The sequence below is a fragment of the Stenotrophomonas maltophilia group sp. LNF247 genome (assembly GCF_054083135.1).
This window is the reverse complement of record NZ_JBSRQL010000030.1, coordinates 1-20,148: the sequence shown is the minus strand read 5'-3', so window position 1 is coordinate 20,148 and position 20,148 is coordinate 1. Positions and strand designations below refer to the sequence as shown.

The 20,148-nt window shown below is 65.7% G+C and carries 15 protein-coding genes; 10 read left to right on the top strand and 5 right to left on the bottom strand.

Features of this window, described 5'->3' with window-relative positions; translation table 11 throughout:
- From ACTXG9_RS19000 to ACTXG9_RS18975, 6 genes are all read left to right on the top strand, one after another.
- A partial coding sequence (locus ACTXG9_RS19000; RefSeq protein ID WP_454899183.1) for an IS3 family transposase occupies positions 1 to 79 on the top strand: 79 nt, incomplete at its 5' end.
- Positions 80 to 377: 298 nt separating this feature from the next.
- Entirely contained in the window at positions 378 to 2,648 is a 2,271-nt protein-coding gene (locus ACTXG9_RS18995) for a methyl-accepting chemotaxis protein (RefSeq protein WP_188250561.1), read from the top strand.
- A 37-nt stretch (positions 2,649 to 2,685) separates the two neighbouring features.
- Entirely contained in the window at positions 2,686 to 3,555 is an 870-nt protein-coding gene (locus ACTXG9_RS18990) for a CheR family methyltransferase (protein WP_049435029.1), read from the top strand.
- Entirely contained in the window at positions 3,552 to 4,148 is a 597-nt protein-coding gene (cheD, locus tag ACTXG9_RS18985; RefSeq protein WP_014037083.1) for a chemoreceptor glutamine deamidase CheD, read from the top strand. The genes ACTXG9_RS18990 and cheD overlap by 4 nt, the downstream gene beginning before the upstream one ends.
- Positions 4,145 to 5,218 carry a protein-glutamate methylesterase/protein-glutamine glutaminase gene (locus ACTXG9_RS18980; protein ID WP_021202077.1) on the top strand — a complete coding sequence of 358 codons (1,074 nt, stop codon included), beginning with the start codon at positions 4,145 to 4,147 and terminating at the stop codon, positions 5,216 to 5,218. Before cheD ends, ACTXG9_RS18980 begins: the two co-directional genes overlap by 4 nt.
- A gap of 238 nt (positions 5,219 to 5,456) precedes the next feature.
- Complete coding sequence (locus ACTXG9_RS18975) at positions 5,457 to 5,828, top strand: hypothetical protein (RefSeq protein WP_134731698.1); 372 nt, start codon at positions 5,457 to 5,459, stop codon at positions 5,826 to 5,828.
- Between the two features lie 96 nt (positions 5,829 to 5,924).
- Here ACTXG9_RS18975 and ACTXG9_RS18970 read toward each other — a convergent pair whose 3' ends face one another.
- The 4 genes from ACTXG9_RS18970 to ACTXG9_RS18955 form a co-directional block, all read right to left on the bottom strand.
- The gene (locus ACTXG9_RS18970; protein ID WP_262089621.1) at positions 5,925 to 7,673 is read right to left on the bottom strand and encodes a WG repeat-containing protein; all 1,749 of its coding nucleotides are present in this window, start codon (positions 7,671 to 7,673) and stop codon (positions 5,925 to 5,927) included.
- Between the two features lie 158 nt (positions 7,674 to 7,831).
- Positions 7,832 to 10,423 carry a bifunctional aconitate hydratase 2/2-methylisocitrate dehydratase gene (gene acnB / locus ACTXG9_RS18965; protein WP_111097827.1) on the bottom strand — a complete coding sequence of 864 codons (2,592 nt, stop codon included), beginning with the start codon at positions 10,421 to 10,423 and terminating at the stop codon, positions 7,832 to 7,834.
- Between the two features lie 43 nt (positions 10,424 to 10,466).
- Positions 10,467 to 10,865, bottom strand: coding sequence for a type II toxin-antitoxin system VapC family toxin (locus ACTXG9_RS18960; RefSeq protein ID WP_005416402.1), 399 nt, complete (start codon positions 10,863 to 10,865; stop codon positions 10,467 to 10,469).
- Between the two features lie 6 nt (positions 10,866 to 10,871).
- Complete coding sequence (locus tag ACTXG9_RS18955; protein ID WP_005409505.1) at positions 10,872 to 11,096, bottom strand: AbrB/MazE/SpoVT family DNA-binding domain-containing protein; 225 nt, start codon at positions 11,094 to 11,096, stop codon at positions 10,872 to 10,874.
- 301 nt (positions 11,097 to 11,397) lie between these two features.
- On the opposite strand from ACTXG9_RS18955, the gene acnA reads away from it, so the two are divergent.
- The gene (acnA, locus tag ACTXG9_RS18950; RefSeq protein WP_456115797.1) at positions 11,398 to 14,151 is read left to right on the top strand and encodes an aconitate hydratase AcnA; all 2,754 of its coding nucleotides are present in this window, start codon (positions 11,398 to 11,400) and stop codon (positions 14,149 to 14,151) included.
- 283 nt (positions 14,152 to 14,434) lie between these two features.
- On the opposite strand, the gene ACTXG9_RS18945 is transcribed toward acnA, so the two are convergent.
- On the bottom strand, positions 14,435 to 15,985 hold the full coding sequence (locus tag ACTXG9_RS18945) for a BCCT family transporter (protein ID WP_111097829.1): 1,551 nt from the start codon (positions 15,983 to 15,985) through the stop codon (positions 14,435 to 14,437).
- Positions 15,986 to 16,155: 170 nt separating this feature from the next.
- Between ACTXG9_RS18945 and betI the strand changes: the two genes are divergently transcribed.
- The 3 genes from betI (at position 16,156) to betA (ending at position 20,041) form a co-directional block, all read left to right on the top strand.
- Entirely contained in the window at positions 16,156 to 16,746 is a 591-nt protein-coding gene (gene betI, locus ACTXG9_RS18940) for a transcriptional regulator BetI (RefSeq protein ID WP_005409501.1), read from the top strand.
- Positions 16,747 to 16,784: 38 nt separating this feature from the next.
- Positions 16,785 to 18,257: a betaine-aldehyde dehydrogenase gene (gene betB / locus ACTXG9_RS18935; RefSeq protein ID WP_111097830.1), complete on the top strand. Its 1,473-nt coding sequence runs from the start codon at positions 16,785 to 16,787 to the stop codon at positions 18,255 to 18,257.
- A 101-nt stretch (positions 18,258 to 18,358) separates the two neighbouring features.
- On the top strand, positions 18,359 to 20,041 hold the full coding sequence (gene betA / locus ACTXG9_RS18930; RefSeq protein WP_021202070.1) for a choline dehydrogenase: 1,683 nt from the start codon (positions 18,359 to 18,361) through the stop codon (positions 20,039 to 20,041).
- The last annotated feature ends 107 nt before the right edge of the window (positions 20,042 to 20,148 follow it).

The following is a 20,148-nucleotide window of genomic DNA, read 5'->3' as shown; positions in this document are numbered from 1 at the left end:
CAACCAGGAGCGCATCAAACTGAAACTGAAAGGTCTGAGCCCGGTAGAGTACCGAGAGCGAGCCCAATCGGCCGCCTGACCCCGTCCAAGTCTCGGGGGTCACTTCAGGACGGGTTTACGGCGTCCCCCGCCAACCCACCCTGGCCCGGCCCCCCTCGCAACTCGCGACCGCCGACCAACTGCTGTTGCTGTTGCTGTTGCTGTTGCTTCAAAAGCCTGCCGCAGGCAGCGCCGCAGCCGCCGCGGCAAGGAAACCTGAATACGTTCCGACACCGCACCTCAATCCCCCGCCCCAGCGGCCGATAACGGGGTTGTCACCGCTTGTCCCGCCGTGACCGGCTCGGCGCCGCCCGCCCGTTTCGACCTGGTCCTGCTCGATGAATCTCCTGCATCGCTGGCAACACTACTTCAGCAATCTCTCCGTCCGGCGCAAGCTCAACCTGCTGACGCTGCTCATCGCGCTCGGCGTGATCGCGCTCTCGGTGATCGCCGCCCGCATGCAGTACCTGGACCTCACCGAGACCCGCAAGACCGCGCTGAAGACCCAGGTCGAACTCAGCTACGGCATCCTTCAGCACTACCACCGTCTGGCCGGCACCGGCGAACTCAGCGAGGACGCCGCGAAGAGCGCCGCGTTGCAGGCCCTGGAAGTGATGCGCGCCGAGAACGATACGTACTACTTCAACATCTACGACACCGGCTACCGCCTGCTGATGCACCCGTTCCGCAAGGACCTGGTCGGCAAGGACATGAAGGACTTCCGCACCGACGACGGCGTGCGCATCTATTACGACCAGGTCGAAGCGGCCAAGGCCGGCGGTGGCTTCGTCAACTATCGATGGGCCAAGCCGGGCAGCAAGGGCGAGGTCGAGAAAGTCGCCTACGCCGGCCTGTTCGCGCCGTGGAACTGGGTGGTCAGCAGCGGCGTCTACATGGACGACGTGCAGCGGCAGGCGCTGGTGTTCACCACCATCATGGCGATCTCCGGTGGTGTACTGGTGCTGATCGTGCTGGCCCTGAGCTGGGTCATCGGCAACCGTATCGCGCGCCCGCTGAAGCAGGCTACCGCCGTCGCCGAAGGCATCGCCAACGGCAAGCTGGACAGCCATATCGGCCCACAGCCGCACGACGAGCCCGGCCGCCTGCTGGAGGCGATGTCCGGCATGCAGCAGCAGCTGCACGCAGTAATCAACGGCCAGCGCGAAATGGCCCGCCGCCACGATGGCGGCGAACTGAGCTACCGCATCGACGCCAGTGCGTTCCCCGGTGAGTATGGGCTGATGGTGCAGGAGACCAACGCCCTGGTCGGCAGCCACGTGCAGACCCTGCACGATGTGCTGGATGTGGTGCAGCAGTACGCGGTCGGCGACCTCAGCCGCGACATCGCGCGCTACCCAGGCGAGAAGGCCGCAATGACCACCACCGTCGACACGGTCAAGGCCAACCTCGGCCGCATCAATGCCGAGATCAAGCAGCTGGCCAGTGCCGCCGCCGCGGGCGACTTCAGCCGCCGTGGCGACGCGCAGCGCTTCGATCACGATTTCCGCCTCATGCTGGAGAACCTCAACGCGATGATGGCGGTCAGCGATGACAACCTCGGCAAGCTCTCGCAGCTGCTGTCGGCCATCGCCGAAGGTGACCTGACCGCGCGCATGCACGGCGACTACCAGGGCGTGTTCGCACGGATGCGCGACGATGCCAACACCACCGTCGCACAGCTGACCCAGATCGTCGGCCAGATCCAGGCCAGTGCTTCGAGCATCACGCTCGCCGCCGGCGAGATCGCCTCCGGCAACAGTGATCTGTCACGCCGCACCGAGCAGCAGGCCGCCAACCTGGAAGAAACCGCAGCCTCGATGGAGGAACTGACCTCCACCGTGCGCCAGAATGCCGAACACGCCCGCCAGGCCAACCAGCTCGCCATCGGCGCGCAGTCTGTTGCCTCCCAGGGCGGCAGCGTGGTCGGCCAGGTGGTCAGTACCATGTCCGCCATCGAGGCCTCGTCGAAAAAGATCGCCGAGATCATCTCGGTGATCGACGGCATCGCGTTCCAGACCAACATCCTGGCGCTGAACGCTGCCGTGGAAGCCGCGCGTGCCGGTGAACAGGGTCGCGGCTTCGCCGTGGTCGCCAGCGAAGTGCGTACCCTCGCCCAGCGTTCGGCCGCTGCGGCCAAGGAGATCAAGGGCCTGATCGACGATTCGGTCGGCAAGGTCACCGAAGGCTCCAGCCTGGTGCACCAGGCCGGCAGCACGATGGGCGAGATCGTCGCCTCGGTGCAGCGCGTGACCGACATCATGGCCGAGATCTCTGCCGCTTCGCAGGAGCAGAGCGCCGGCATCGAGCAGGTCAACCAGACCGTGGTGCAGATGGACGAAACCACTCAGCAGAACGCTGCGCTGGTGGAGGAAGCCACCGCCGCCGCGCGTGCGATGGAAGACCAGGCCGCGCAGCTGGCCGATGCCGTGGCGATCTTCCGCCTCGACAACCAGGTCTCCGCCGCAGTGAAGGCTGTCGCCGAACGCGTGGAATCGGCGTGCATCACCACCGTGGCACGTCCGCAGCCGACCGGAACGCCCGCGCCGGTACGTCGCAGCAGCAACGCCCGCACCTTCGCCGCCAGCGACAGCGACTGGCAGGAATTCTGAGACCCACCCGCAGCGGCTTCGGCCGCCGCCTCTGCCGATGGACACGTCCCCCGTGCAAAGTCCTACTCCCATCGTCACCGGCCCGCGCGAATTCGAGTTCGCCGACCGTGATTTCCGCCGCGTCTGCGACCTGATCTACCAGCGCGTGGGCATCGCCCTCGCTCCGGCCAAGCGCGACATGGTCTATGGCCGCCTGTCGCGCCGCCTGCGCACGCTGGGCATGCGCAGCTTCCAGCAGTATCTGGACCATCTGGAGCAGGAAGATGGTGACGAGTGGCAGGCGTTCACCAACGCCCTGACCACCAACCTGACCTCGTTCTTCCGCGAACCGCATCACTTCGACAAGCTGCGCGAGGAGCTGCAGCAGCGCTCCAGCCGCACGCCGCTGCTGTTGTGGTCGTGCGCAGCGTCCACCGGCGAAGAACCCTATTCAATGGCGATTACCGCCTGTGAGGCCTTCGGTACGCTGAAGCCGCCGGTGCGCATCATCGCCACCGACGTCGACACCCAGGTGCTGGCCACCGCCGGCCGAGGTGTCTACAACATCGACCGTGTGACCAACCTCGACCCGGACCTGCGCCGGCGCTACTTCCAGCGCGGCAGCGGCCCCAACGAGGGCCAGTGCCGCGTGCTGCCGGCACTGCGCGAGCTGATCGAGTTCCGCCCACTGAACCTGCTTGCCCCGCGCTACGACGTCGGCGGCCCGTTCGATGCGTTGTTCTGCCGCAACGTGATGATCTACTTCGACAAGCCAACCCAGCGCGCGATCCTCGGCCGGCTGGTACAGCACCTGGCCGATGACGGCCTGCTTTACACCGGACACTCGGAGAACTACCTGCACGCCGCCGACCTGATCCAGCCCTGTGGCCGCACCCTGTACCGCCGCGCGGCAAAGGCCGGTGCATGAACGCCTCGCTGCGTACCGACGATGTGATGCGCTACCAGGATGCGCGCTTCCAGACCATTGCCGCCAAGCTGCTGCCGACCCAGTACCTGGTGGTGGACGACACCACCGCGCTGACCACCACGCTGGGTTCCTGCGTGGCGGCCTGCCTGCGGGACCCGGTACTGAAGATCGGTGGCATGAACCATTTCCTGCTGCCCGAGGGCAATGCCGGCGACGGCGCGCCCGCGCGTTACGGCAGCTACGCGATGGAACTGCTGATCAACGACATGCTCAAGCGCGGCGCCCACCGCAAGCGCATCGAGGCCAAGGTGTTCGGCGGCGCCAACGTGCTCAAGGGATTCACCAGCAATCCGGTCGGTACCCGTAACGCCGAGTTCGTGCGCCAGTACCTGCAGGCCGAGCATATCCCGATCATCGCCGAGGACCTGTGCGGCATCCATCCGCGCAAGATCTGGTTCTTCGCCGATACCGGCCGCGTGGTGGTGCAGCGCCTGCCGCATGCCCACGAAGCCGAAGTGGCTGCCACCGAATCTGCCGTGCGTGCACGTCTGTCCAAGGCCCCGGTGACCGGCGGCGTGGAGTTGTTCGAATGACCCTGACCGGCAACGCCCCCTGCCGGGTCCTGATCGTCGACGACTCTGCCGTCGTGCGGCAGATGCTCACGGAAATCCTGTCCAGCGACCCGGCCATCGACGTGGTCGGCACCGCCGCAGATCCGCTGCTGGCGCGTGAGAAGATCAAGCGCCTGGCCCCGGACGTGATCACGCTTGACGTGGAAATGCCGCGCATGGACGGCCTGGCGTTCCTGGAAAACCTGATGCGGCTGCACCCGCTGCCGGTGGTGATGATTTCTTCGCTGACCGAACGCGGCGCCGACACCACGCTGCAGGCGCTGGCACTGGGCGCGGTGGACTTCGTCTCCAAGCCCAAGCTGGACGTCGCACGCGGCCTGCAGGGCTACGCCGACGAAATCATCGCCAAGGTGAAGATGGCGGCGCGCTCGCGGGTGCGACCGCTGGTGCGCGCGGCCGCCCCGAAGCTCACGCTGGACGCAGCGCCGGCAACGCGTGCTGCCTCGCCGCAGTTCCGTACCACCGACCGCCTGATCGCGATCGGCTCGTCAGCCGGTGGCACCGAAGCGCTGCGCGTGGTGCTGGAAGGCATGCCTGCCGACGCGCCCGCCGTGGTGATGACCCAGCACCTGCCGGCCAGCTTCAGCAGCGCCTTCGCCGAACGCCTGGACCGCCACTCGGCCATGGCTGTGCGCGAGGCCAGCGACGGCGAAGCGGTGCTGCCCGGCCATGCCTACCTGCCACCCGGCGGCAAGCACCTGCGCATCATCCGTGACGGTGCACGCTGGCGCTGCCGCGTCGACGACGGCCCAGCGGTGAACCGGCACAAGCCGGCGGTGGACGTGCTGTTCCGCTCGGTCGCGCAGAGCGCGGGTGGCAATGCCATCGGGGCCATCCTCACCGGCATGGGTGACGACGGCGCACGCGGCCTGCTGGAAATGCGCCAGGCCGGCGCGCCGACACTGGTGCAGGACGAGGCCACCAGCGTGGTCTGGGGCATGCCCGGTGCAGCGTTCAAGCTCGGCGCCGCCGAGGAACAGGTGCCGCTGGAACGCATTGCCGAGCGGCTGCTGGCGCTCGCTCGCGGCTGATAGCGCGCCCCGGCTCAAGGACTCCGCGGGCAGTAGATCCACGCCATGCGTGGATGCCTTTGTAGAGTCGAGCCGCGCTCGACTCATCGCGCATCGCACGAACAGCAGCCAAGCATGGACTCGGCGCTACAGGCCATCAGGCAACAAGAAAAGGTGCCGGCTTTCATCGGGGTTCTTCGTTTCAACGCGCTACCCGCATGTGTGCTTTGATAGCGGTATTGCACAAGGAATGCTGCACATGATCAAAGGCATATGGAAGGCCGCCCTGGCGGCCGTACTGCTTTCATTGCCACTGGCACCCGCCAGCGCCAGTGGCGATCTGTTCTACTTCGAGGCCAAGCAGGGTGATGTGTTCTTCATGCTGATGCTGGTGGGTCGCGAAGATCCCGGCGCGGTAAGCGTCAGCTGGAAAGGCCCGTCTATCCCGCCGTACCCCAACGTGCATCGCCGCTACTACATCGAATTCAACCGTGCAAAGCGCCAGGCCTACGTGCGTCCACTTGACCGAGATGGACTGCCTTGGTTCGAGATGGATGTCTCCGGTAAGAGCGGCAACGTGCTGATCGGCGGCCGTCGGCTGGAAGGCAGCGCAGACTGGACCGTGCAGTAGCGCCGGAAGCCTGCGCGTTCAGTTGTTTCCAACACGCCCAGATCTTTCATTTGGATCGCACCAGGCTCCAGCCATACCAAGCAGTCAATGGTCCGACTATTGGCTGGGACGAGGATGCAGACGCCCCAGAACGGTCCCGTCGAGCTTGATCAGCTCCAAGGTCTGATCTGTCTTCAACGTCTCAAACAGACCATCCGGTCGAGAATGAATCGATAGAAATCCCTGTTCGAACAGCGTCGTTTCTGTGTCCGGGTCAAGAAAATTAACCGTAATATCACCGGCACTGTTTCGCTCACGCACTGAAACCAGGCCTTTCGAAACATTCACGTAGCCGTAGCGGGGCGCCAGCCTCCACCGCCCCGACTCATCCAGAAGACCCCAACGGCCACGTAGTGAGAGCGCATAGACTCTTGTTCCATCCGCCAAAAAATCCGGCAAGGGATCATGCAGCGTGAAATCGGCCACCGCATTGCCACGCAGATCGAGTATGTGATACCCGGGGTCATATCCCGGCCGTTCGAATGCCGCGACCAGATTCGGACCCAATGGTCTTATTCGACGGTAGCGAGGAGGAATCAGCCAAGCACCCGTAGCATCTATTACACCCCATCCTCCATCGGCTTGGGCCAACAGCAGTTGGTCATCCAGCCCTTCCGCGGTTTGAAAAGGCGCAAGTCGGTAGTACAGGGAAGACGAGATGCTGCCATCTTCCAGCATCATGAAACGCACCCCCGCTTCGCCGGGCTTTTGATACTCGACGATCCTGCGGTTCAACGGATGCAGGCCTGCAGCGCGTTGCAGGGAGCGCAGCGACCCATCCAGGCCTACAACGTATTCATCATCTTCCGAACTGAAGATTACATACCCCACTCGTTCAGCGAACTCATCTGTCTTCATACAGTGGCCTGCAGGCGTCGGAAACATCAAACCCGCGCGCGTGAAATGCAGGCACTGGCCGTCTTCGGCTACCGCAGAAAGCAGGTACCCACCCCGACCAAACTTGAACCGATATCGACCCATGGGCGCCACTTGCACCCCGTGGGGATCCAGCACCGTGTCGTTCCCGCCCTGGGTGGCGAGCGCGAAACCCGAACTGTTGAAGGTCATCTGATCGTAGTCCTGGCGCCCTATGCCTGCCAGTGATCGATCAACCAGGCCAAAGTGGACACCATCGCGCGAAGCGATGGCCACTTCCCCCTCATGACCCACGGGACCAAAGCTACCAAAGACACTGAAAACGGGACCGGACCTGCCCTTTGCGTCAAGGAAGTGGGTCGTGCAGCGCCGCTTTTCACTGTTGCAGAGTTCTACAGCCGGGTTTCCTGCCCAGGACGCCGAGCGCAGGAGATCGATCTCGCCTTTCTCCTCAAACCGACGCACCAATCGGCCTCGTGCATTGAAGAAGTCGATTCGCGTGTACGCCTTGGGCGGGCTCCGCAGCAATACCTTGGCTTCGATCATCCCGTTGCCATGTACCTCAACCGAGTCGTAATGCGCTTCAAGGACGATACGCCCTTCTGAATTCATGACGCCCCTGTTCTCCCCCCTTTCGAAGACCGCCACCCCATTTTTGAAGGGGCGGAGGTATTGCATTCCCCGATGCTCGGCAAGTTGCCGACCGGTGCCATCCAGCACCACGCAGCGGCCCTCATGACAGAGGCCGTGGCGTGTAGTCCTGTCGAAACGTGGCGGCGGCTCGGTGGGCTGTAGCATTGCAGGCGCCGACGTTGCCCCTGCCGATGGCGCAATGGTCAGAAGTGCAGAGGCCAGCAGAATGCCCAAAGCCTGGGTGGTGACGGTGCGGCGATGGGTAGGACTGGGAGGCAGCAGGAATGAGCGGCGCATCTTGCGCAGGACCGAAATTGTGGGCATCCACGGTAGGCGCGATGCATCTCTACTGAAATGCAACTTCTACGAAAGTGGCCCGTCCACAAAAAACCCCAGGTTCTCACCGGGGGTTCTTCCTTTCAACGGGATGCCGGCCAGCGGCCGGCACTACCGCATCAGGCAGCGACCGTCTTGGCCACGTCCTGATATTCCTCGATCTGGTCGAAGTTCATGTAGCGGTAGATCTCCGCACCATTGGCGTTGATCACGCCGATGTCCGCCATGTACTCCTCCTTGGTCGGGATGCGGCCCAGGCGCGAGCAGATCGCGGCCAGCTCCGCCGAACCCAGGTACACGTTGGTGTTGCGGCCCAGGCGGTTCGGGAAGTTGCGGGTCGAGGTCGACATCGCGGTGGAACCCTCGCGGATCTGCGCCTGGTTGCCCATGCACAGCGAGCAGCCCGGCATTTCCATGCGTGCGCCGGTAGCGCCGAAGGTGCCGTACACGCCTTCCTTGGTCAGCTCCGAAGCATCCATCTTGGTCGGCGGGGCCACCCACAGGCGGGTCGGCAGGTCACGCTTGCCTTCCAGCAGCTTCGCAGCGGCACGGAAGTGCCCGATGTTGGTCATGCACGAACCGATGAACACTTCGTCGATCTTGGCACCGGCCACCTCGGACAGGGTCTTCACGTCGTCCGGGTCGTTCGGGCAGGCCACGATCGGCTCGTGGATGTCGGCCAGGTCGATCTCGATGACGGCGGCGTACTCGGCGTCCGCATCCGGCTCCAGCAGCTGCGGGTTGGCCAGCCAGGCTTCCATCTTCTCGATGCGACGCTGCAGCGAACGCGGATCCTGGTAACCCTCGGCAATCATCCACTTCAGCAGGGTAATGTTGCTGGTCAGGTACTCGATGATCGGTTCCTTGTTCAGGCGCACCGAGCAACCGGCGGCCGAACGCTCGGCCGAGGCGTCGGACAGTTCGAACGCCTGTTCGACCTTCAGCTCCGGCAAGCCTTCGATTTCCAGGATGCGGCCGGAGAAGATGTTCTTCTTGCCGGCCTTGGCCACGGTCAGCAGGCCCGACTTGATCGCGTACAGCGGGATCGCGTTGACCAGGTCACGCAGGGTCACGCCCGGCTGCATCTTGCCCTTGAAGCGCACCAGCACCGACTCCGGCATGTCCAGCGGCATCACGCCGGTGGCCGCAGCGAAGGCGACCAGGCCCGAACCGGCTGGGAACGAAATGCCCACCGGGAAACGGGTGTGCGAGTCACCACCGGTACCGACGGTGTCCGGCAGCAGCATGCGGTTGAGCCAGCTGTGGATCACGCCGTCGCCCGGGCGCAGCGAGACGCCGCCACGGGTGGAGATGAACTCCGGCAGGGTGTGGTGGGTCTTCACGTCCACCGGCTTCGGGTAGGCGGCGGTGTGGCAGAACGACTGCATCACCAGGTCGGCCGAGAAGCCCAGGCAGGCCAGGTCCTTCAGCTCGTCACGGGTCATCGGGCCGGTGGTGTCCTGCGAGCCGACCGAGGTCATCTTCGGTTCGCAGTACGTGCCCGGGCGCATGCCCTGGCCTTCCGGCAGGCCACAGGCGCGGCCGACCATCTTCTGCGCCAGCGAGAAGCCCTTGCCGGTATCGGCCGGCTGCACCGGCAGGCGGAACAGGTCGGTCGGGGCCAGGCCCAGCGCTTCGCGCGCCTTGCCGGTCAGGCCACGGCCGATGATCAGCGGGATGCGGCCACCGGCACGCACTTCGTCGAACAGCACGTCGGACTTGACCTGGAATTCGGCGATCACCTCGCCGTTCTTCAGCGCCTTGCCTTCGTACGGGCGCAGCTCGATGACGTCGCCGTGCTCCATCTTCGACACGTCCAGTTCGATCGGCAGCGCACCGGCGTCTTCCATGGTGTTGTAGAAGATCGGCGCGATCTTGCCGCCCAGGCACACGCCACCGGCACGCTTGTTCGGGATGTACGGAATGTCATCGCCGGTCCACCACAGCACGCTGTTGGTGGCCGACTTGCGCGAGGAGCCGGTACCGACCACGTCGCCGACGTAGGCGACCAGGTGGCCCTTGTCCTTCAGGTCGAGGATCTGCTGGATCGGGCCGCGCTTGCCGTCTTCTTCCGGGGTGAACGGCGCGTCGTCGCGCTTGTTCTTCAGCATCGCCAGGGCGTGCATCGGGATGTCCGGGCGGGTGGTCGCGTCCGGCGCCGGCGACAGGTCGTCGGTGTTGGTCTCGCCCGGCACCTTGAACACGGTGACGGTCAGGCTCTGCGGCACTTCCGGGTTGCTGGTGAACCACTCGGCCTCGGCCCAGCTCTGCAGCACGGCCTGGGCGTTGGCGTTGCCGGCCTTGGCCTTTTCCTGCACGTCGTGGAAGGCGTCGAACACCAGCAGGGTCTTCTTCAGGCCGTTGGCGGCGATGGTGCCGACGCTGGCGTCGTCCAGCAGCTGCACCAGCGGGGCGACGTTGTAACCGCCGAGCATGGTGCCCAGCAGTTCGGTGGCGCGCTCGCGGCTGATCAGCGGGTTCTGCTCGCTGCCCAGCGCGATCGCCGCCAGGTACGACGCCTTGACCTTGGCCGCGTCATCGACGCCGGCCGGCACGCGGTGGGTCAGCAGGTCGAGCAGGAACTCGGCCTCGCCCTGCGGCGGGTTCTTCAGCAGTTCGATGACATCGGCCGTCTGCTGCGCGCTCAGCGGCAGCGGCGGGATGCCAAGCGCAGCGCGCTCGGCGACGTGGTGGCGGTAGGCTTCCAACATGACAACTCCCGGGTAATGCGTAGGTTGAAATAACAAAGTGGGCTCAGGCGTGCGGCACGATCAGCTTCAGGCCCTTGAAGTAGTCGCGGTAAAACGTGTCGTTCCAGGTGATCAGGCCGTCACACTGCAGCAGTGCGTGGGCGCCGACCATGAATTCGTCCAGGCTGCGGCGGCTGCCGCCACGCTGGCGATGACGGCGGTGCATCTCGCCGGCGCGCAGCGCCGACTTGGCTTCCATCGGGTTGAAGTGCACGCCCATTTCTTCCAGCGCTTCGAGCACCTCGGCGCCGCCGCGCAGCGATGCGCAGACCTCGGCCAGGGTTGCGCCGCAGACCACCACACGGCCACCCACCAGGCTCTGCCGGAGGATGGCCTCCACGGCATCGGCCTGCGGACCATTGCTGAGCAGCTCGACCAGCACCGGTGAATCGACGGCGATCATCACGGCTTATTCCTCGTCACGCACCGCGCGTACCGCTGCGTCGGAGGATTCGAAGCCGTCCAGCGCGAACTTGCCGCGCGCCCGTGAAATGGCATCGTCAACACTCTTGCGCAGGATGATGCGGCTGCCGTCCAGCTCGACCTTCAGCAGCGTGCCCTTGGTCAGGCCGAGGGCATCACGCACCGCCTTGGGCAGGGTGATCTGTCCGCGTTCTGCAACAGTGGCTTCCATCGGTAGGCCCTCCAGAGTATGCACAAATTATACATACTTCCTTGGGCATACTTCCACCCTGAACAGGACCGGCACCCCGCCAGCCCTTGCCTCGCAAAGGATCGGCCACAAACGTGACATACGCCATACACCCTCCCCTGTAGTCTGGAACCGATGCCGCAGGCCGAACCCGGCCCGGGTGAATCCATTCAGTTTCGGGTTCATACTGGAACTTCCGGGGCCACCAGGCCACCGGCGACCGCAAGCAGGTCCGCCCATGCGCGGGCCACTGCAAGCCATCCGCAAGAAGGAGTTACCCCGCATGAGCGATTCGTTCTCCACCCGCAGCCAGCTGAACGTCGGCGGCAAGACGTACGACTACTTCAGCCTGCCCACGCTGGGCCAGCGCTTCGATATCTCCCACCTGCCCTACTCGATGAAGATCCTGCTGGAGAACCTGCTCCGGCACGAGGATGGCGGCATCACCGTCGGCAAGGACCACATCGAAGCCGTGGCCCGCTGGAATCCGGCGGCCGAGCCGGACACCGAAATCGCCTTCATGCCCGCACGCGTGGTCCTGCAGGACTTCACCGGCGTGCCCTGCGTGGTCGACCTGGCCGCGATGCGCGACGCCGTCGTCAAGCTCGGCGGCAAGCCGGAGCAGATCAATCCGCAGATTCCCTCCGAACTGGTCATCGACCACTCGGTGCAGGTCGATGTGTTCGGCAAGCCCGACGCGCTGGACCTCAACGGCAAGATCGAGTTCCAGCGCAACCAGGAACGCTACGGCTTCCTGCGCTGGGGCCAGAAGGCCTTCGACAACTTCAAGGTGGTGCCGCCCAACACCGGCATCGTGCACCAGGTGAACCTGGAAAACCTGGCTCGCGTGGTGATGACTGCGGAGAAGGATGGCAAGGCCGTGGCCTACCCGGATACCGTGTTCGGTACCGACAGCCACACCACCATGATCAACGGCATCGGCGTGCTGGGCTGGGGCGTGGGCGGCATCGAAGCGGAGGCCGCCATGCTCGGCCAGCCATCGTCGATGCTGATCCCGCAGGTGGTCGGCTTCAAGCTGACCGGCAAGCTGCCCGAGGGCGCCACCGCCACCGACCTGGTGCTGACCGTTACCCAGATGCTGCGCAAGCTGGGCGTGGTCGGCAAGTTCGTCGAGTTCTACGGTGATGGCCTGCAGCACCTGCCGCTGGCCGACCGCGCCACCATCGGCAACATGGCCCCGGAATACGGCGCCACCTGCGGCATCTTCCCGATCGACGCCGAATCGCTGAACTACCTGCGCCTGTCCGGCCGCAGCGAAGAGCAGATCAACCTGGTCGAGGCCTATGCCAAAGCGCAAGGACTGTGGCACGAACCGGGCAGCCCGCATGCCCAGTACAGCACCACGCTGGAACTGGACATGGGCACGGTGAAGCCGTCGCTGGCCGGCCCGAAGCGTCCTCAGGACCGCGTCCTGCTCGAAGACGTGCAGAAGAACTACCGCGAAGCGCTGGTCGGCCTGACCGCCAACCGTGACAAGCGCAGCGAGGACGTTGCCACCTTCGTCAACGAAGGCGGTGGCGCCGCGGTCGGCAACGAGCAGCTGGCCAAGGGCTTCGCCGACATCGAGATCGAAGGCCGCAAGGTGCGGCTGAAGGACGGCGCGGTGGTCATCGCTGCCATCACCTCGTGCACCAACACCTCCAACCCGGCGGTGATGATCGGCGCCGGCCTGCTGGCCCGCAACGCGGCCGCCAAGGGCCTGAACCGCCAGCCGTGGGTGAAGACCTCGCTCGGGCCGGGCTCGCGCGTGGTCACCGACTACCTGGAAAAGGCCGGCGTGCTGAAGGAGCTGGAGAAGATCGGCTTCTACGTGGTCGGCTACGGCTGCACCACCTGCATCGGCAACTCCGGCCCGCTGCCGACCGAGGTCAGCGCCGGCATCGCCGCCGGCGATCTTGTGGTCACCTCGGTGCTGTCGGGCAACCGCAACTTCGAGGGCCGCGTGCACCCCGAAGTGAAGATGAACTACCTGGCCAGCCCGCCGCTGGTGGTGGCCTACGCCATCGCCGGCACCACCGACATCGACCTGACCACCCAGCCGCTCGGTACCGGCAGCGATGGCCAGCCGGTGTTCCTGCGCGACATCTGGCCGAGCAACAAGGAAATCGGCGATGTCATCGCCGCGACCATCGGCCCGGAGATGTTCAAGCAGAACTACGCCGACGTGTTCAAGGGTGACACCCGCTGGAACACCATCGCCTCGCCGGACGGCAACCTGTACGAGTGGAGCGATGCCTCCACCTACATCAAGAACCCGCCGTACTTCGATGGCATGACCATGCAGACCGGCAGCATCGACGACGTGCATGGTGCACGCGTGATGGGCCTGTTCGGCGATTCGATCACCACCGACCACATCTCCCCGGCCGGCAACATCAAGAAGGACTCGCCGGCAGGCCGCTTCCTGCAGGAGCGCGGCGTGCAGCCGGCCGACTTCAACAGTTACGGCAGCCGCCGCGGCAACGACGACGTGATGGTCCGCGGCACCTTCGCCAACATCCGCATCAAGAACCTGATGTTCGGTGGCGAGGAAGGCGGCAACACCCTGTACTACCCGGCCGGCGGCGGTCAGCCGGAGAAGCTGGCGATCTACGATGCGGCCATGAAGTACAAGGCTGAAAAGGTGCCGCTGGTGGTGCTGGCCGGCAAGGAATACGGCACCGGCTCTTCGCGTGACTGGGCTGCCAAGGGCACCCTGCTGTTGGGAGTGAAGGCGGTCATCGCCGAGAGCTTCGAGCGCATCCACCGTTCCAACCTGGTCGGCATGGGCGTGCTGCCGCTGCAGTTCCGCAACGGCGAGAATGCGCAGAGCCTGGGCCTGGACGGCTCGGAAGTGATCGACATCACCGGCCTGCAGGACGGTGCCAGCAAGCGCGCCACGGTCACCGCGACCAAGGCCGATGGCACGAAGAAGACCTTCGAGGTGTCGGTGATGCTGCTGACCCCGAAGGAAGTCGAGTACTTCCGCCATGGTGGCCTGCTGCAGTACGTGCTGCGCCAGCTGGCAGGTCGCTGAGCCTGCCCACGGGTACCAACGGGCGGAAGCCCGGCCCCCGCGCCAGCGCGGGGGCGCTGCGGAGACTCGCGAACCAGTGGTTCGCAAGCGCGCCTCCTCGCCCACCACGGTGGCCTGCTGCAGTACGTGCTGCGCCAGCTGGCCAGCAAGTAACGGAAAAGGGCCGGATCCGCACGGATCCGGCCCTTTCCGTTTGCGATGCACCCCCCTGTAGAGCCGAGCCTGCGCTCGGCTGCTTCTGCGCCGACAGCAGCCGAGCATGGGCTCGGCTCTACAGAAGCACTCAGCGGCGCGGTGCGTCCGGGTCGGTGCGCAGCGCCTTCAGCAGGCCCCACATGTAGAACGCCAGGGTGAACGAGAACGGCAGGCCGCACAGCACCACCGCCGTCTGCATCGCGCTGAAGTTGCCGGCCAGGAGCAGGCCAACGCTGGCCACGGTGATGCCCGCCGCCCAGAACACGCGCAGCCAGATCGGCGCGTCATGCCCATCTTCCACGCCATCGTCAACGCGACGGGTGCACAGGTTGGCGATCATCAGCGTGCCCGAATCGACCGGGGTCAGGAACAGCACGAAGCCGATCACCACCGCGGCACCGGCCACGTACGGCGCCCCGGGCAGGTATTCCAGCAGCTTGAACAGCGTCATCGCCGCATCGTGCTGGGCCACGTCGCCCAGGATCGCCTGGCCATGGTTGAGGACCAGGTCGATGGCGGTGTTGCCGAAGATCGACAGCCACGCCAGGGTGAAACCGAGGGGGATGAGAAGCACGCCCATGACAACTTCACGGATGGTGCGTCCCCGCGAGATGCGCGCCACGAAAAGGCCGACGAACGGCGCCCAGGCGATCCACCAGGCCCAGTAGAACAGCGTCCACGAGCCCATCCACTCACGCCCCTTCGGGTCGTTGAGGTACATGTCGAAACTCTTGCGCACGAACGCACCGAGGTAATCGCCGGTGTTCTGGATCAGGCCATCGAACAGGTGCAGGGTCGGGCCGGTGACCAGCACGAACAGCAGCAGGCCGCACAGCAGGCGCACGTTGAGGTTGGAGAGCCAGGCAATGCCCTTTTCCACGCCTGCAACCACGCCGATGGTGGCCACCACCATCATCACCAGCACGATCGCCACCAGCACCTGCGGCGTATCCGGGATGTGGAACAGGTAGACCAGGCCGGACTGCACCACCAGCGCGCCGATGCCGAGGTTGGTCACCATCGAGATCAGCGTGGCCAGGATGCCGAAGCCATCCACCATGTCGCCGATGCGGCCATGGATGCGCTCACCGAAGATCGGGTACAGCGCCGAGCGCAGCGCCAGCGGCAGGTCGCGGCGGTAGGCGAAGTAGCCCAGTGCCACACCGACCAGCGCATACAGCGCCCAGCCGTGCAGGCCCCAGTGCAGGAAGGTCAGCACCATCGCCTCGCGGCCGGCGGCCACGGTGCCGCCGGGCTGCCCGGGCGGATTGAGGAAGTGGTCCAGCGGCTCGTAGGCGCCGTAGTACAGCAGCGCGATGCCGATGCCGGCTGAGAACAGCATCGAGACCCAGGCGACGTAGCCGAAGGCCGGTGATTCCTCGTTGTGGCCCAGGCGGATGCGGCCATACGGCGAGAGCGCCAGCCACAGCACGAAGCCCAGGCACAGCACGATCAGCAGCATGTACCACCAGCCAAACGCCGCCGAAACCTCGGCCTGCGCCCATTGCAGCCAGTGCTCGCTGCCTTCGGGATAGAGAACGGTGAGCAGCCCGAGGATGCCGATCGACACCGAGGAGCTGAAGAACACAAAACGGTTCAAGCGCAGGGGCGAACGCTTGGGATGAGCCAGGGAAGACATGGGGTCGTCTCATCAAGTCCGAGGGAGCACATGGGCGGGGCCGGACCGGTAAACCGGGCCCATGGCGTGGGGCGCGAGCGCATCCTAGGGTTTATTGATTGAACGTTCAATCAATAAAAAGCATAATGGCGGGCAGCCCGATCCTTCGGGTCGCAAACCGTGGAGAGACAATGCCGAAGAAAGGCGTGGAACCGGTACGGCGCGAGCAGCTGATCCGGGCCACTTTCCAGACCATCGACGAGATCGGCATGGCCGATGCGACCGTCGCCACCATCGCGAAGAAGGCAGGGTTGTCCAGCGGCATCGTCGCCCACTACTTTGGCGACAAGGACGGCCTGCTCAATGCTGCAATGCGGCAGATCCTGCGCGAGTTGAAGGACGCCGTCGCCCGCTACCGCGCCGACGCCAGCGACGACCCGCGCGAGCAGCTGCGCGCCATCGTCGATGGCAACTTCGACGACAGCCAGATCAACGGCACCGCCATGCGCGTCTGGCTCACCTTCTGGGCCGCGAGCATGCACCAGCCGGAACTGGCCCGGCTGCAGCGCGCCAACGACCAGCGCCTGTTCTCCAACCTCTGCCACCAGTTCAACCGCCTGCTGCCCCACCCGCAGGCCCGCCTGGCCGCCCGTGGCCTGGCCGCGATGATCGACGGCCTGTGGCTGCGTGGCAGCCTGGTCGGCGGCCAGTTCAATGCCGAGAAGTCCCGGCGCATCGCTTACGGCTACATCGACTTCCAGTTGCAGGCTGTCGCGCTATAAGCGCTTCAGCACCCGCCCCCTTCCAAGGAGTACGCCCCATGACCACCCTGCCCGTCCAACAGCTCTACATCCACGGCCAGCGCGTCGATGCCACCAGCGGCAAGACCTTCAAGACCATCAACCCGGCCACCGGTGAGGTGATCGCCGAGGTGCAGGTCGCCAGCCAGGCCGACGTCGAGCGCGCCGTGCAGAGCGCGGCCGAGGGCCAGAAGGTGTGGGCGGCGATGACGGCCATGGAGCGTTCGCGCATCCTGCGCCGCGCCGTCGAGCTCCTGCGCGAGCGCAACGACGAACTGGCCCAGCTGGAGACTCTGGACACCGGCAAGGCGCTGGCCGAAACCACCACCGTGGACATCGTCACCGGTGCCGACGTGGTCGAGTACTACGCCGGCCTGGCCACCGCCATCGAGGGCATCCAGCTGCCGCTGCGCGAATCGAGCTTCTTCTACACCCGCCGCGAGCCGCTGGGCGTGGTCGCCGGCATCGGCGCCTGGAACTACCCGATCCAGATCGCCATGTGGAAGTCGGCCCCGGCCCTGGCTGCCGGCAACGCGATGGTGTTCAAGCCCTCCGAAGTGACCCCGTTGACCGCGATCCGCCTGGCCGAGATCTACACCGAAGCCGGTGTGCCGGCCGGCGTGTTCAACGTCGTGCAGGGCCCGGGCCGCGAGATCGGCCAGTGGCTGACCGAGCACCCGGTGATCGAGAAGATCTCCTTCACCGGCGGCGTCGCCACCGGCAAGAAGGTGATGGCCAGCGCCGCGTCCTCGTCGCTGAAGGAAGTGACCATGGAGCTGGGCGGCAAGTCGCCGCTGGTGATCTGCGATGACGCCGATCTGGACCGCGCGGCCGACATCGCGGTGATGGCCAACTTCTTCAGCTCCGGCCAGGTCTGCACCAACGGCACCCGCGTTTTCGTGCCGCGCAGCATGCTGGCCGCATTCGAGGCCGCCGTGGTCGAGCGCGTCAAGCGCATCCGCATCGGCGACCCGATGGCCGCCGAGACCAACTTCGGCCCGCTGACCAGCTTCCCGCACATGGAAAACGTGCTGCGCTACATCGAGAGCGGCAAGGCCGAAGGCGCCCGCCTGCTGACCGGCGGCGGCCGCGCCACCGAAGGCGCGCTGGCCAATGGCGCCTACGTGCTGCCGACCGTGTTCTCCGACTGCCGCGATGACATGACGATTGTCCGGGAAGAGATCTTCGGGCCGGTGATGAGCATCCTCGCCTACGACGACGAGGACGAAGTGGTGCGCCGCGCCAACGACACCACCTTCGGCCTGGCTGCGGGCGTGGTCAGCAAGGACATCAGCCGAGCGCACCGCATCATCCACCGCCTGGAAGCCGGCATCTGCTGGATCAACACCTGGGGTGAATCGCCGGCCGAAATGCCGGTCGGTGGCTACAAGGAATCGGGCGTCGGCCGTGAGAACGGCATCTCCACCCTCGGCCACTACACCCGCATCAAGTCGGTGCAGGTCGAGCTGGGCGACTACGCCAGCGTGTTCTGACCGGCGCGCCGCAAGCCAGCACCCTCGTCCGGCCACCGCGCCGATCCGACATTCCGCCGCGACGCCTGCATGCAGCGCGCCGCGGCCTGCAGGAGACACCCATGAGCACCCATAACGAGTACGACTACATCATCATCGGCGCAGGCTCGGCCGGCAACGTGCTGGCCACCCGCCTCACCGAAGATGCCGATGTCAGCGTGCTGCTGCTGGAAGCCGGTGGCCCGGACTACCGGTTCGACTTCCGTACCCAGATGCCGGCGGCGCTGGCCTTCCCGCTGCAGGGCAAGCGCTACAACTGGGCGTACAAGACCGATCCGGAGCCCTTCATGAACAACCGCCGCATGGACTGCGGACGCGGCAAGGGCCTGGGCGGCTCGTCGCTGATCAACGGTATGTGCTACATCCGCGGCAACGCGATGGACTACGACAACTGGGCCAGCATGCCGGGCCTGGAGGATTGGACCTACCTGGACTGCCTGCCGTATTTCCGCAAGGCCGAAACCCGCGACATCGGACCCAATGACTACCACGGTGGCGATGGCCCGCTGCGCGTGACCACGCCCAAGGCCGGCAACAACGAACTGTTCGCTGCGATGGTCGAGGCCGGCGTGCAGGCCGGCTACCCGCGCACCGACGACCTCAACGGCTACCAGCAGGAAGGCTTCGGCCCGATGGACCGCACGGTGACCCCGAAGGGCCGTCGTTCCAGCACCGCCCGCGGCTACCTGGACCTGGCCAAACCGCGCCCGAACCTGACCATCGTCACCCACGCGCTGACCGACCGCATCCTGTTCTCGGGCAAGCGTGCGGTGGGCGTGCAGTGGCTGCACAACGACCAGCCACAGCGTGCCACCGCCCGCCGTGAGGTGCTGCTGTGCGGCGGCGCCATCGCCTCGCCGCAGATCCTGCAGCGCTCGGGCGTGGGCCCGGCCGACCTGCTGCGCAGCCTGGACATCGACCTGGTACACCACCTGCCGGGCGTCGGCGCCAACCTGCAGGACCACCTTGAGATGTACCTGCAGTACGAGTGCAAGAAGCCGGTCTCGCTGGCCCCGGCGCTGAAGCTGTACAACCAGCCGGCGATCGGTGCCGAGTGGCTGTTCCTGGGCACCGGCATCGGCGCCAGCAACCAGTTCGAGGCCGGCGGCTTCATCCGCAGCGACGCCGAATTCGACTGGCCGAACCTGCAGTACCACTTCCTGCCGGTGGCGATCAATTACAACGGCTCCAACCCGATCAAGGCGCACAGCTTCCAGATGCACGTCGGTTCGATGCGCTCGCCCAGCCGCGGCCGCATCCACGTGCGTTCGAAGGATCCGCGCGAACATCCGAGCATCCTGTTCAACTACATGTCGCACGAGCAGGACTGGCGTGAGTTCCGCGCGGCGATCCGCATCACCCGCGAGATCTTCGCGCAGCCGGCGCTGGCACCGTACAGCGGCCGCGAGATCTCGCCGGGCAGCGCGCTGCAGACCGACGCGCAGATCGACGCATTCGTGCGCGAGCATGCCGAGACCGCCTACCACCCGTCGTGCTCGAACAAGATGGGCCATGCCGATGACCCGATGGCGGTGGTCGACGGCCAGGGCCGCGTGCACGGGCTGGAAGGCCTGCGCATCGTCGATGCCTCGATCATGCCGCAGGTGGTGACCGGCAACCTCAACGCGCCGACCATCATGATGGCCGAGAAGCTGGCCGACGTGATCCGCGGCCGCACCCCGCTGGCCCGCAGCACCGCGCCGTATTACAAGGCCAACGGTGCACCGGTGCGCAAGCAGGGCTGAGCCAGCCGCACACCTTGAAACACCCGCCGGGCATGGCCCGGCGCTACCAGGCGCGTCCTGCCTTCGGTAGCGCCAGGCCATGCCCGGCGCCGTTTGACGCGTTCGCA